The following is a 12,787-nucleotide window of genomic DNA, read 5'->3' as shown; positions in this document are numbered from 1 at the left end:
TCTATCACGTTCCACGAAAGAACTCAACGTCTTTCGACAAAAATATGCCTGTTTGTTTTATATTTTTTTTCTTTTATAATCTCGTATCCCATCTCCTCCAGAAAACTGAAATCAGTATCCAAAGATGCCTCCAGAATGATCAGTGTATCCTCGCTGACGAGTGAAGAAGATCTCAGATAATCAAATACTTCAAACTCTGCTCCCGCATGATACGGCGGATCCATGAAAATGAAATCAAACGGCGCTTCTCCTTCCATTTTTCTCAGTGCGCTGATGACATCTGTTTTCATCAGGACTGCCTGATCCTCCAGTCTGGTATGTTTCAGATTGTCACGGATGCAGGCTGCCGCCTTTTGGTTTTTTTCTACAAAATACGCGGTCCGCGCGCCGCGGCTTAATGCTTCAATCCCGATGGCTCCGCTGCCGCTGAACAGATCAAGAAACCGGCAGTCGGCAAGTTCCGGGGAAATCATATTAAACAGTGTCTCCTTGATCCGGTCTGTTGTCGGCCTTGTGTCAAGCCCTTCTATCGTTTTTAGCTGCAATCGTTTTGCACTTCCTGCTATTACACGCATGTTCTTATTCCTTTCTTCCACCTGAAAAGGCAGTATGATTCTGCCACTTATTATATCGGATGGATCCTTTTTCTGTCAAATCACGATCGGGCAGAGCTTGAGTATTTTTTTAGACTGTGATACACTTTTTGAGAAAAGGAGGAATACTGCTATGAAATATTTTATTGCATCCGATATCCACGGATCTGCTTTTTACTGCAAGAAAATGCTGGAAGCATTTAAAAACGAATCCGCCGACCGTCTGGTTCTTCTTGGAGATATCCTCTATCACGGCCCGCGCAATGATCTTCCTGCGGAATATGATCCGAAGAAGGTGATTGAACTGCTCAATCCTCTTGCATCACGTGTTTTCTGTGTGCGTGGAAACTGTGACAGCGAAGTCGATCAGATGGTTCTCAACTTTCCTATTCTTGCAGACTACTGTCTGATTTCCGAAAAGGACCGGATGGTTTTTGTTACACATGGTCATCAGTATAATCTGCAGACACCACCGCTTCTTCAGGAAGGAGATATCCTGCTTCACGGACATACTCATGTGCCTGCATGTACAAAAACAGAGACCTTTACTTATCTGAATCCGGGATCTGTCTCTCTTCCAAAAGAGAACAGCCGGCATAGCTATATGATTCTTGAAAATGGTACCTTTCACTGGAAAACTCTGGAAGGAGAGGAATATCAGATCTATTCCATGTAAGAAAAACGGCAGAGGCATCCGTCATGATTTTCACGCGATGCTCTCTGCCGCCTTTTTATGATTCTGTCATTCTTTCATGACAATTTCCATCTTTTGTCCGGCAAAGCGGATTCCCGCTTCGTCAAGTGCAAGTTTCGTCTTTTCCATGATACTCGCCCGTATATCCCAGTATACATCGGATTTCAGCCATAGTCTTACGCAAAGTCTCACGTAACTTTCTGCCAGATCATCCACAAAAACCGTATGCTCTTTATCCTTGATTACTTCCGGCTCCTGCTCCATTACATGCCGGATAATCTTCTGAGCAGACTGCAGATCCTCATCGTATCCGATTCTGACATAAAAATCCAGCCGTCGAAGATCCATCGCTGTTACATTGGTCAGACTGTTGTTTGATAAACTTCCGTTTGGTATAACGATCGTCTTGTTGTCAACAGTGGAAAGCTTTGTATAGAAAATCTGAATCTCTTTAACAGTTCCTTCCAGATTATCCGTATGCTCAATAATATAGTCTCCTACTGTAAATGGTCTCAGAAGAAGAATCAGCACTCCTCCGGCGAAGTTTGACAAGCTTCCCTGTAACGCAAGACCGATTGCCACACCTCCGGAAGCAAGAAGCGCTGCTACCGAAGAAGTATCCACTCCAAAACGCACAACAATTGTTAAAATCAGTATTGCGTACAGCCCCGTCTTCAGACAGGAATCCACAAACTGCTCTACCCCTTTGTCTGCATTGGACCGTTCGATGGAAGCGCGGACGAGTTTCCGTACCCAGTTGATCAAAACCCTTCCGATCGCAAAAAAGATCAGCGCAAAGATCACACCGATTCCGAATTCAATGACCTTTGGCAGATTTTCATTCAGGAAATTGACAGCAAAGTTTGTCTGTGTCTCGACTTCCTGCTGAATATTTTCGGTTACCCTCTCTGTTACATTTTCTGTCAGAAGTGTGTAATACATGGTGGTTGATTTCCCTCCTGTGTTTCTTTCAGGGCAAGAAAGGCGGCAAGACTCCCCCGTCTGCCGCCGGACGCCCTGTGTGAATATAATAGCTCCGGATTGCAGTTCGTACAGATATTCGTCACCGCAATGTGTTCCGTCAAAATGCCGGCCTCGGCAAAGACCACTTCATTTGCTTTCCAGAGGTTAAGCTGATATTTCCCGTCCGGTTTTTCGTAGAACAGTGTTTCCCAAAGCCTGGGAGAAAAAGACTCCCGGAACGCATCAATGACATCTCCGCTCACTTCATAGCATGACTGGCAGATGGACGGGCCGATACATGCCAGAGTATCCTCCGGGCGGCTTCCATAGACTTCCTGCATCTTCTTCACCGTTTCCAGGCCGATTTTTGCCACAGTCCCGCGCCACCCGGAATGGGACAGACCGATCACCTTCCTGACCGGATCCAGAAAAAACAGCGGAACACAGTCTGCATAAAATGTCACAAGGCAGAGTCCCGGCACATCGGTGACAAGGCCGTCAACATTATCGTAATCTACCGGACAGACAATTCCTTTTCCACGATCCTCCTCTGTGACAATACGGACATTGGACGTATGTGTCTGTCTGGAAAAGACCATGTCAGAAGTCCGGACGCCGATTGCAGCGCCGAACCGTTCAAAATTCTCCCGGACAGATGCATCTTCATCGCCCCTTGTGAAGCTCAGGTTCATGCTCTCATAGATTCCGGTACTCACTCCGCCCATGCGGGTGGAGAATCCATGATGTACCAGACCGCTCTGCTCAAGAAGCGGAAACGACAGATACGGAACGTCTCCTGCTCCGGTGCGGCACACAATATCATTCTGATTGTTTGTTGTTTTCCATGTTTTCATAATCTGTTACCTGTTATTCCTGAAATTCAAATGCATGTTCAAAGTGCGTGATCTCCTCTCCAAGGACGGCAATCACATCAAAGCGGACCGGGCTCTCCAAAAGCCCATGGGTTGTAAGATAGTAAAGTGCAGCCCTGCAGATCCGCCGCTGCTTTCTCTGGTCAACCGCTTCCTCCGGCCGTCCAAGAGACGTGCTGCTCCGGTATTTGACCTCTGCGAAAACGATACAGTCCCCTTCCTTCGCAATCAGATCAATCTCCCCGGCACGGCAGCGGAAATTCCGTTCCAGAATCTGAAAGCCTTTTCTCTCCAGAAAGGCTGCCGCAAGATGTTCCGCAGCATTTCCTTTGTCTTTCTGATTCATCCGGCATCCTCCGTTACACAAAGTGTGTGATAAATGTGCTTCTGTGAATCGGGGACGGTCCATATGTTTTCAGTGCCTCGATGTGGTCTTTGGATCCATACCCTTTATTGGACGCGAATCCATATTCCGGAAGTACTTTGTCGTATTCCACCATCAGCCGGTCTCTTGTCACTTTTGCAATAACACTGGCACAGGCGATGGAAATGCTTTTCGCATCTCCTTTGATAATCGGGACCTGTGGAATCAGGACATCCGGAATCGTGACCGCATCATTGAGCAGCAGATCCGGCCGGACCGTCAGCTTACTCACTGCTTCCCTCATTGCCTCATAAGTCGCCTGCAGAATATTGATTTCGTCAATTCTCTGCGGTCCCGCCATCCCGATTCCTACTGCAATCGCTTTTTCCATGATCTCGCCATAAAGCTCTTCCCGCTTTTTGGCCGAAAGTTTCTTTGAATCATTGATATAGAGGATTTGGCAGTCCTTTGGCAGGATCACTGCCGCCGCTACCACCGGGCCGGCAAGCGGCCCTCTCCCCACTTCGTCAATCCCACAGATATAATCATAGGACTGATATTTCTTTTCGTACCGGCACATTTCCTCCAGACGTATCAGCTCCTGCTTTCTGGCCTCCTCCTGCTTCCGAAAAGAGTGAAGCAGTTTCTGAACGCCGGAACGGGAATCACCTTCGTATTCCGAATAAAGCGCATTCCAGCTCTCCACAGGGGTTCGCCCGAACTCTTCTTTTATTTCTTTGATTGTTTTACTCATGTACAACAAACCCCATTTCATCAAACGGATAAATCCGGATCCAGGCTCTTCCGATCAGATCCTCCCTTTTCAGTACTCCGACACTGGCGTCCCGGCTGTCCGAGCTGTGGTTCCGGTTATCGCCCAGGACAAAATATTCATCGTCGCCAAGCTGAATCGGCTCCGCGGCAATTCCGGCATCCTCCATCGGCTCTGCCCCGTAATCTTCTCCGAGCAGTTCCCCGTCAATATAGACTTCCCCGTCTTTCACCTGGACCGTCTCTCCCGGCAGGCCGATAATCCGTTTGATATAATATGTATTCTCTTCATATTTGTACGGAAAAACGATGATTTCATAACGTTTCGGATCACGGAAACGGTACGACAGCTTATCTACAATCAGGTTGTTTCCGTCATGAAGTGTCGGCTCCATGGACCGGCCGTCTACTACAGTGCGTACTCCGACAAATGTGATAATCAGCCAGGAAAGCAGCAGGACAATGCCAATATAGATGATCCAGTCCAGCACTTCCCTCGCAGCTGATTTCCTTTTCCCCTTTTCTTCTTTATCCTCTTGTTTCATCTTTGTCTCCCCTTATTCGTAATCCTCCGGAATTTCCAGCGTCAGCCTTCCAAGCTTTCCGCTTCGGAAATCATCCATAAATAATACAGCCGCTTTCTCTAAGTCAAGCTCTCCTCCCTTTGTCAGGCAGTGTTTCTTTTCTGCGATCAAACGCAGTGTTTCGTACGGATCCCGGCTTTCCTCTATCCCATAATGTTCTTCCGTCAGATTCGGGTATCTGCCCTGCAAACGCCGGATCAGCTCTGCAGCAAGCTCTTCTGTATTTAAAATCTCATCTTTGATTGATCCAATGAAAGCCAGCTTCATCCCGACTTCCTGATCCTCAAACTTCGGCCAGAGAATTCCAGGTGTGTCCAGAAGCTCCACCTGCTTATTCAGACGGATCCACTGTTTCCCCTTTGTCACACCCGGCTTGTTTCCGGTCTTGGTGCAGGCCTTTCCAGCCAGGGAATTGATAAAGGTCGACTTTCCTACATTCGGAATTCCGACTACCATGGCACGGACCGGTCTGTTCAAAATACCGCGTCTTCTGTCACGTTCGATTTTCTCCCTGCAGGCTTCCTGAATCACCCCGTTGATGGATTTGATCCCTGCTCCGCTTCTGGAATTCACCTTCACAACGGAAAAGCCCTTATCTTTGAAATACTTCTCCCATTTTTCGTTGCATCCTTCCGATGCCAGATCTGACTTGTTCAGAAGGATCAGTCTTGCTTTCTGTTTTCCAAGTTCATCGATGTCCGGGTTCCGGCTGCTGACCGGAACTCTCGCATCCACAAGTTCGATAATCAGGTCAATCAGTTTGATATTTTCCTGCATCATTCTTTTCGCTTTGGTCATATGACCCGGGTACCATTGAAAATGCATAGGTGCCTCCTTTTATCTATATAAATCCAAAATTTCCTTTTGTCGAAAGAACAAACCATGCTTTGCCTTCGATCTCGGAACGTTTTACATTCCCGATATCTGCCATTCTGCTGTCTTCACTGTTCCTGCGGTTATCGCCCAGAACAAAATACTCATCTCCGTCCAGAGTTATCTCCTCCGAAGCGGTTCCGGCATCCTCAATGGCAGTTGTTTCGTACTTTTCTTCCAGCTTCTCGCCGTCAATATAGATTTCCCCGTCCTTGATCTGAACAGTCTCTCCGGGAAGTCCGATAATCCGCTTGATATAGGATCGGGCGTTTTCATTGCCGTTTGGCTTGAATACAATAATATCGCCGCGTTTTGGCTTGCTTGCGTCATAAATCATTCGGTTTACCAGAACGATATCTCCGTCCAGCACTGCCGGACGCATGGAATCTCCTGAATTTTTTACCTGTCTTCCAAAATAAAACACAATGACAAGTGCCAGCAGGCATACAAGAATAATTTTAAATGCCCAGATTCCGACAGTACGGATCAGGTCATAATCAATCTGCTTTTTTTCTTTTCCAAACTGTATTCTTTTCTTCATGTAACATACCTGTTTATTTAACACAAAAGGGGCAATCATACATGAATGTACCTTGCCCCTTCCCATGTCCTATTTAACTAATTCTTTGACCTTTGCTCTCTTACCTACACGGCCTCTTAAGTAGTTAAGTTTTGCTCTTCTGACTTTACCTCTTCTTACTACCTCTACCCTTTCTACGTTTGGAGAGTGCAGCGGCCATGTCTTCTCAACGCCCACACCGTTGGAGAATTTTCTTACTGTGAAAGTTTCTCTTGTGCTTCCGCCCTGTTTCTTTAATACAGTTCCTTCAAACACCTGGATTCTTTCACGGTTTCCTTCTTTGATTTTACCGTAAACTTTTACAGTGTCTCCCACGTTAAACTGTGGTACGTTTTCTTTGAGCTGTTCTGCTTCAATCTTTCTGATGATTTCGTTCATTGTGTGACCTCCTTGATTCTTTTGACGTTCTTAATACTTGATATACCGTATCAGAGGACCATCTCTTTCTTCTCACAACAGTCCTAGTGTATCATATAGTCTTTAGGATTGCAAGCTGTTTTTTCTATATTCTTCGAGGAATTTCTGCTCTTTTTCCGTAAGTTCTGCTTTTTCAAGCAGATCCGGCCTGTTTTCAGCAGTCCGGATAATTGACTGTTCCCTTCTCCACTTTTCAATGTTCGCATGATGACCGGAAAGAAGTATCGGCGGCACCTGTTTTCCGTGCCACGTCTCCGGCCTGGAATACTGCGGGTATTCCAGAAGGTGATCCTGAAAACTCTCAAACTCTGCCGAAACATCATTGTGAAGGACTCCAGGTACCAGCCTTGATATTGCGTCTATCATGACCATAGCCGCGAGTTCTCCTCCTGTCAGGACATAGTCTCCGATGGAGACATAATCTGTCACAATCTCTTCCAGTACTCTCTCGTCAATCCCTTCATAGTGGCCGCAAAGCAGGATCAATTCATCCTCTTTCGCGAATTCTTCCGCCATTTCCTGGTTAAAGGTCCTGCCCTGTGGAGACAGGTAGACAAGCCTCGGTCTTTTTCCTTCCTTTGATGCCTTTGTCTTCTGACAGACGGCCTCATAGCACTGAAAAACCGGCTCTGCCTGCATCAGCATTCCTGCCCCGCCTCCATATGGATAATCATCCACGCTCTGATGCTTGTTAAATGCGTAATCCCGGATATTGACCGCGTCAATGGATAACAGACCTTTTGCCTCGGCACGTCCGATGATACTGGTCTTCAATCCCTGTTCTACCATATCCGGAAACAATGTCATAATGTAAAAATTCATCTGTGTTTCCTTCCTGTTACTGGATCAGTCCCTTCATCAGATGAATCTTCATCTGCCTCTTTTCCGGATCCACATCCAAAATACATTCGCGGATGGCCGGAATCAGAACTTCTCCCTGCTTTTCTGTCTGAATGATGTAAACATCATTTGCGCCTGTTTCCATGACATCGCTCAGGCGTCCGAAACAGGAACCGTCCTCCGTCACTACATCCATGCCGATCAGGTCGGCAATGTAGTATTCGTTTTCATCAAGCGGCACGGCGTCTTCTCTTGCAACGAGAAGCGGGCGGCCTTTATAACGCTCGATATCATTTATATTATCGATTCCTCTGAACTTCAGAATGACCATCTGTTTAAAATAACGGACATTCTCAATCTCCAGCGTCATCTGTTCTTTTCCTGTATCCAGTATGACTTCTTTCAGCTCCTGAAAGCGTGTCTTCTCATCCGTGGTAGGAAAGACCTTTACCTCACCTCTGATTCCGTGTGTGCTTGAAATCACTCCCACCTGCAGAAACTGTTCCATACGCTTCTCCTTCTCTATAAAAATGAAGAACAGTCCCGCACATGCCCGGCATGGCAGCCTGTTCTTGCTTTTGCAGTCCGCAGACATCACTGCTTAAGTGATATCTACGACTACCTTTTTGTCTTCTTTTGCGGCGGCAGCCTTTACAACAGAACGAATTGCTTTCGCAATACGGCCCTGTTTGCCGATCACCTTACCCATATCGCCTTCTGCCACATGAACTTCGATGACCGTAGTTCTGCCTTCCACCTTTTCCGTAACTACTACCTGATCCGGTTCATCAACCAGAGCTTTCGCAATTACTTCTACTAATTCTTTCATATGCAGGCACCTCCGACGTCTGGACTATTTTTCGATACCAGCTGCTTTAAAAATCTTGCTTACAACTTCTGTCGGCTGTGCTCCGTTGTTTAACCATTTCTTTGCTGCTTCTTCGTCTACCTTGAAAACGCTCGGATCTTTTGTCGGATCGTAAGTACCGATTTCCTCGATGAACTTACCGTCTCTTGGGGAACGGGAATCAGCTACGATGATTCTATAGAAAGGAGCTTTTTTCTGTCCCATTCTTCTTAATCTGATTTTTACTGCCATTTGTTTCACCTCCACTATACTGTTTCTCTTTTATTTATGTTAAAAAGGTAATTTGAATTTTCCCTTTTTACCACCTTTGCCGCCCATCATTCCAGGCATCTGCTTCATCATCTTTTTCATCTGTTCAAACTGCTTGCACAGCTTGTTCACTTCCGAGATGTCCACTCCGGCGCCTTTTGCAATCCGGTGCTTTCTGGAAGGTGTCAGGATATCCGGATTTCTCCGCTCCTTGACTGTCATCGAGTAGATGATAGCCTCCATCCGCTCCATCTTCTTTTGCGCATCATCGGAATCAATGTCAGGCATCTTACCTTTCTTTCCCATCATGCCGCCGATTCCCGGAAGCATGCCGAGGATATTTCCAAGGCCTCCCATGTTTCTCATCTGCTTCATGGACTCCAGATAATCTTCAAAGTCAAACTGGGCCTTCCGAAGCTTCTGTGACATCTCTTTTGCCTTGTCCTCGTCAATGTCAGCCTCCGCTTTTTCAATCAGAGTGAGGATATCACCCATACCAAGGATTCTGGATGCCATACGGTCCGGATAAAACTGCTCCAGATCGGAGAGCTTCTCACCCATACCAACATACAGGATCGGGCACCCTGTCACGGCCTTGATGGAAAGTGCGGCACCGCCTCTTGTATCACCGTCAAGCTTTGTGACAATGACACCGTCTATTCCAATCTTATCGTTGAATTCCTTTGCAACATTGACCGCATCCTGACCAGTCATGGCATCCACCACAAGAATCGTCTGGTGTACGGTCACTGCCTCTTTAATCTCCTGGAGTTCTTCCATCATATCTTCATCAATGTGAAGACGTCCGGCCGTATCCAGGATTACAATGTTGTTTCCGTTCTTCGCCGCATGCTCCATGGCCGCTTTGGCGATATTTGCAGGTTTATGCTTCTCTCCCATGGAAAATACTTCTACACCCTGCTTCTCCCCGTTAATCTGAAGCTGCTGGATCGCCGCCGGACGGTAAACGTCACAGGCAACCAGAAGCGGTTTCTTGCCTTTGAGCTTGAACTTCCCTGCAAGCTTTGCGGTAGTGGTCGTCTTACCGGCTCCCTGTAACCCTGCCATCATGATGACAGTCGTTGCTTTCCCAGGTTCCAGCTTGATCTCCGTAGTCTCAGACCCCATCAAAGAGACAAGCTCTTCGTTTACGATCTTGATTACCATCTGTCCAGGATTCAGTCCATTCATAACATCCTGTCCGACCGCGCGTTCCTGCACGTTTTTGATAAAGCTCTTTACAACTTTGAAGTTTACATCGGCTTCCAGGAGAGCCATCTTGACTTCTCTGAGGGCCGCCTTTACATCCTCTTCTGTCAGCCGCCCCTTGCTTCGCAGATTCCGGAATACATTCTGAAGTTTCTCTGTTAAGCTGTCAAATGCCATTCTATAACTCCTCTATGATTTCATCTGAAATCTGCCGGATCTCGCGGATCAGAGTCTCTTTCTCCTTTTCCTGCCAGGTGTCCAGCAGACGGTCAATCTGATGTACCTTCTCTTTTACTGTAAGAAACTTCCGGATCAGGTGGAGCTTCTCCTCATACCCCTCCAGCGTCTTTTCGCACCGACGGATCGTATCGTGGACCCCCTGCCTGCTGATTCCTCTCTCTTCGGCAATCTCACCGAGGGAAAGATCCTCCAGCATAAACTGTTCATATATTTCTTTCTGGTTTGCTGTCAGCAGTTCGCCGTAAAAATCATACAGCAGAGCACGCATTACGATTTCATCCATGTTTCTCACCTGTGACATCATACTATAAATAAAATGCGGTGTCAAGAGGAAATGCTTGACACCATAAAAATTTTTTACAGCTTTGGATTAAGCAGTTTTTCGATGTTTAACAGCCCTCTTCCCTGAATGTTTGCATCCTTTCCCATGTCATCCGCGCTCATCAGAAGACGAAGCTTGACTTCCACATTTTTCATATCCGGATATTTGCTCAAAAGAAGCGCCGCTGCCCCGGATACAATGGGAGCGGACATGGAGGTGCCGCTTTTTACCGAATACATCTTCTGATTCTTTTTCTGTCCGAATCCGTTGCAGGAACGGATATAGGATCCGGGGGCCACCAGATCCGGCTTGCAGACGCACTCGAATGTCGGTCCTCTGCCGGAGTAATTCGTCCCGACTTTTCCAAACCGGTCTTTTTGCTCTCCGTCATCGGACGCTCCGACTGTGATCACTTTTTTGCTGACACCGGGAATCGTTACGGTTCCACTCCTGGGGCCGAAATTTCCGGCCGCCGTAACAACTACAAGGCCCTCATCCCACATCCGGTCCACCCAGCGCAGAAGCTCCGCCTCTTCCTCGTCTCCACGGTGGGGAAGGGTTCCGATCGAAATGTTCACGATCCGGATCTCCCATTTTTCCCGGTTTTTCAGGATCGCCCGGATGCCTTCTATCAGATGCCGGATCTTTCCTTCCCCTTTCTGATCCAGCACCTTAACGGCCACAATCCGGGAAGCCGGAGCGATGCCTGCATACACTCCGGACGACATTTTCCCTGATCCTGCAATGATGCCTGCCACATGAGTGCCATGAGAATTATCGTCATACATCCGCCTTTTTCCATGCAGCATATCACCAAATGCGACAATCCGTCCCTCCAGGTCCGGGTGCGGTGAGATACCGGTATCCAGCACGGCCGTCGTGATCCCGTGCCCGTCGATATGACCAAAGAGTGTATCGTCACAAAAATAATGAACGTTTTCCTTAACCCGTCTCACGCAAAAAACTCCTTTTCTTTCATCCTATTCAAGAAAAAACCTCTGTGTGAGCGCCTTATATTTTCTCTTTGGAAATATTTTGAAATCAAGGAAACACTTACAAGCCCTGCTACATAGTATAACATTGTAAATAACAAATATGGAGGCAAAAAAATGAGTGACTTAAGTGCAACAAACTGTGGATGCGGATGCGAATCTTCTTCTGGTTTCGGAGGTAATTCCTGCCTGTGGATCATCCTTCTTCTGTGCTGCTGCGGCGGATGCGGAGGAAACGGAAGAAGCGGTTTTGGCGGCGGATGTGACAACTGCCTGTGGATTATCCTTCTGCTCTGCTGCTGCGGCGGATTTGGCGGAAACGGATATAACGACAACGGCTGCTGCTAGTGCCTGCTGACAAAAAGGGGAGGCGGGGTAAAACATCCCGCCTCCTCTTTTCTTCTAATCAAATGTTACCACATCATTGGCCGGTTTCTTTGCCGGAAGAACCTCTTCCAGGTAAAGAACCGGTCCTTTTTCTTTGTACTGCTTCATATATTCATACCGGAACGAAACCGTTACAAATACCCAGTCTCTGTTCTGATAGGGAATCTCCTCTTTACATTTACAAAGATACCCAAGAAATGTAATGTCCTCCTCGCAGCAGGTCATCACAAAACGGCCCGGCACAAAAAAACCGCCTCCCAGTTTCTTGTTTTTATATACCTGTGCAAGAAACCTGAGCTTTTTGTTTTTGTAATGCTCCGGGTGCTCCATGGCGTCCAGATACCAGATGCCGTAATCGATCTCATCAATCTCGATCACCGGCGCATTCAGATCAAACGGCAGATCCTCCTCTGTATTCTCAACCGGCTCTCCGTCCTCATTTTCAAAAACGATCTGTGCTCTCGGATTCATCACCTTGATGCTTCTGCGGATCCTGGCTTTATCCGTATCGTCCTCTGTCCGGTTGACAATAACCAGATCAGAATAAAGAAGCGGAGCCAGAAACATATTTCTCATATTCAAAAGATACATCTCTGCCGTGCCTGCATCCACAGTAGAGAGTACTGCTCCAATCTCCCATCCCGGCGGAAGCTTCATCTCCAGCATCCGGTTCAGATCCCATGTGCCGTTGAACTCGATCATGACATGATCCGGGCGGTAGTTCAGTTCCAGTCCCTCAAGGAAGAATTCATTAAGTTTTTCCTCCTCGTCTACCACGTATTTGATGATTCCGTTTTTCTTAAGCCACGCTTCGTCGTACTCCTCGTCCCCCTCTTCACAGACAATCAGAAGTGTCTGATTGTAGTCAAGAAAGTCCGGGCTGTGCAGCGCTTCATTAATTAAAGTTGTCTTCCCGCTTTCCAGAAATCCTGTAAAAAGTTCTACTACTGTTTCCATCTGGCACTCTCC

19 protein-coding genes are annotated in these 12,787 nt (G+C 47.1%); 2 read left to right on the top strand and 17 right to left on the bottom strand.

Annotated elements, in window-relative coordinates:
- Window positions 1-23: 23 nt before the first annotated feature.
- Complete coding sequence (rsmD, locus tag B5G11_RS04590; RefSeq protein WP_087252339.1) at window positions 24-575, bottom strand: 16S rRNA (guanine(966)-N(2))-methyltransferase RsmD; 552 nt, start codon at window positions 573-575, stop codon at window positions 24-26.
- A 151-nt stretch (window positions 576-726) separates the two neighbouring features.
- Between rsmD and yfcE the strand changes: the two genes are divergently transcribed.
- Entirely contained in the window at window positions 727-1,269 is a 543-nt protein-coding gene (yfcE, locus tag B5G11_RS04585) for a phosphodiesterase (RefSeq protein WP_087252338.1), read from the top strand.
- A 66-nt stretch (window positions 1,270-1,335) separates the two neighbouring features.
- On the opposite strand, the gene B5G11_RS04580 is transcribed toward yfcE, so the two are convergent.
- From B5G11_RS04580 to B5G11_RS04510, 15 genes are all read right to left on the bottom strand, one after another.
- The gene (locus B5G11_RS04580; RefSeq protein ID WP_087167837.1) at window positions 1,336-2,229 is read right to left on the bottom strand and encodes a mechanosensitive ion channel domain-containing protein; all 894 of its coding nucleotides are present in this window, start codon (window positions 2,227-2,229) and stop codon (window positions 1,336-1,338) included.
- Window positions 2,211-3,104: a peptidoglycan editing factor PgeF gene (gene pgeF / locus B5G11_RS04575; RefSeq protein ID WP_087252337.1), complete on the bottom strand. Its 894-nt coding sequence runs from the start codon at window positions 3,102-3,104 to the stop codon at window positions 2,211-2,213. Before pgeF ends, B5G11_RS04580 begins: the two co-directional genes overlap by 19 nt.
- A 13-nt stretch (window positions 3,105-3,117) precedes the next feature.
- The gene (locus B5G11_RS04570; protein ID WP_087252336.1) at window positions 3,118-3,468 is read right to left on the bottom strand and encodes a YraN family protein; all 351 of its coding nucleotides are present in this window, start codon (window positions 3,466-3,468) and stop codon (window positions 3,118-3,120) included.
- 13 nt (window positions 3,469-3,481) lie between these two features.
- Entirely contained in the window at window positions 3,482-4,240 is a 759-nt protein-coding gene (locus tag B5G11_RS04565) for a ribonuclease HII (RefSeq protein WP_087252335.1), read from the bottom strand.
- Window positions 4,233-4,802: a signal peptidase I gene (lepB, locus tag B5G11_RS04560; protein WP_087167833.1), complete on the bottom strand. Its 570-nt coding sequence runs from the start codon at window positions 4,800-4,802 to the stop codon at window positions 4,233-4,235. Before lepB (B5G11_RS04560) ends, B5G11_RS04565 begins: the two co-directional genes overlap by 8 nt.
- Before the next feature lie 12 nt (window positions 4,803-4,814).
- Window positions 4,815-5,666 (bottom strand): ribosome biogenesis GTPase YlqF, encoded by an 852-nt coding sequence (gene ylqF, locus B5G11_RS04555; protein WP_087167832.1) that lies wholly within the window; start codon window positions 5,664-5,666, stop codon window positions 4,815-4,817.
- Window positions 5,667-5,682: 16 nt separating this feature from the next.
- Window positions 5,683-6,255: a signal peptidase I gene (lepB, locus tag B5G11_RS04550; protein ID WP_087252400.1), complete on the bottom strand. Its 573-nt coding sequence runs from the start codon at window positions 6,253-6,255 to the stop codon at window positions 5,683-5,685.
- A gap of 69 nt (window positions 6,256-6,324) precedes the next feature.
- The gene (gene rplS, locus B5G11_RS04545) at window positions 6,325-6,672 is read right to left on the bottom strand and encodes a 50S ribosomal protein L19 (protein ID WP_087167831.1); all 348 of its coding nucleotides are present in this window, start codon (window positions 6,670-6,672) and stop codon (window positions 6,325-6,327) included.
- A gap of 102 nt (window positions 6,673-6,774) precedes the next feature.
- Window positions 6,775-7,533 (bottom strand): tRNA (guanosine(37)-N1)-methyltransferase TrmD, encoded by a 759-nt coding sequence (gene trmD / locus B5G11_RS04540; RefSeq protein WP_087252334.1) that lies wholly within the window; start codon window positions 7,531-7,533, stop codon window positions 6,775-6,777.
- 16 nt (window positions 7,534-7,549) lie between these two features.
- The gene (gene rimM / locus B5G11_RS04535) at window positions 7,550-8,059 is read right to left on the bottom strand and encodes a ribosome maturation factor RimM (protein ID WP_087167929.1); all 510 of its coding nucleotides are present in this window, start codon (window positions 8,057-8,059) and stop codon (window positions 7,550-7,552) included.
- 93 nt (window positions 8,060-8,152) lie between these two features.
- Window positions 8,153-8,380, bottom strand: a complete 228-nt coding sequence (locus B5G11_RS04530) for a KH domain-containing protein (protein WP_087167829.1) — start codon at window positions 8,378-8,380, stop codon at window positions 8,153-8,155.
- A 24-nt stretch (window positions 8,381-8,404) separates the two neighbouring features.
- On the bottom strand, window positions 8,405-8,650 hold the full coding sequence (gene rpsP, locus B5G11_RS04525; protein ID WP_087167828.1) for a 30S ribosomal protein S16: 246 nt from the start codon (window positions 8,648-8,650) through the stop codon (window positions 8,405-8,407).
- Window positions 8,651-8,689: 39 nt separating this feature from the next.
- Window positions 8,690-10,054 (bottom strand): signal recognition particle protein, encoded by a 1,365-nt coding sequence (gene ffh / locus B5G11_RS04520; protein WP_087167827.1) that lies wholly within the window; start codon window positions 10,052-10,054, stop codon window positions 8,690-8,692.
- Between the two features lies 1 nt (window position 10,055).
- On the bottom strand, window positions 10,056-10,400 hold the full coding sequence (gene ylxM / locus B5G11_RS04515; RefSeq protein ID WP_182466514.1) for a YlxM family DNA-binding protein: 345 nt from the start codon (window positions 10,398-10,400) through the stop codon (window positions 10,056-10,058).
- A 74-nt stretch (window positions 10,401-10,474) separates the two neighbouring features.
- The gene (locus B5G11_RS04510; protein ID WP_087252333.1) at window positions 10,475-11,395 is read right to left on the bottom strand and encodes a S8 family peptidase; all 921 of its coding nucleotides are present in this window, start codon (window positions 11,393-11,395) and stop codon (window positions 10,475-10,477) included.
- 153 nt (window positions 11,396-11,548) lie between these two features.
- On the opposite strand from B5G11_RS04510, the gene B5G11_RS04505 reads away from it, so the two are divergent.
- A complete protein-coding gene (locus B5G11_RS04505) occupies window positions 11,549-11,779 on the top strand; it encodes a chorion class high-cysteine HCB protein 13 (protein ID WP_087252332.1) in 231 nt (76 codons plus the stop codon).
- Between the two features lie 54 nt (window positions 11,780-11,833).
- On the opposite strand, the gene B5G11_RS04500 is transcribed toward B5G11_RS04505, so the two are convergent.
- Window positions 11,834-12,775 (bottom strand): GTP-binding protein, encoded by a 942-nt coding sequence (locus B5G11_RS04500; protein ID WP_087252331.1) that lies wholly within the window; start codon window positions 12,773-12,775, stop codon window positions 11,834-11,836.
- Window positions 12,776-12,787 lie beyond the last annotated feature (12 nt).

Origin of the sequence: Drancourtella sp. An57 (assembly GCF_002161525.1) — a bacterium.
Taxonomy (GTDB): Bacteria; Bacillota; Clostridia; order Lachnospirales; family Lachnospiraceae; genus Sellimonas; species Sellimonas catena.
The sequence above is the reverse complement of the archived record's forward strand: the minus strand, read 5'-3'. Positions and strand labels throughout refer to the sequence as shown.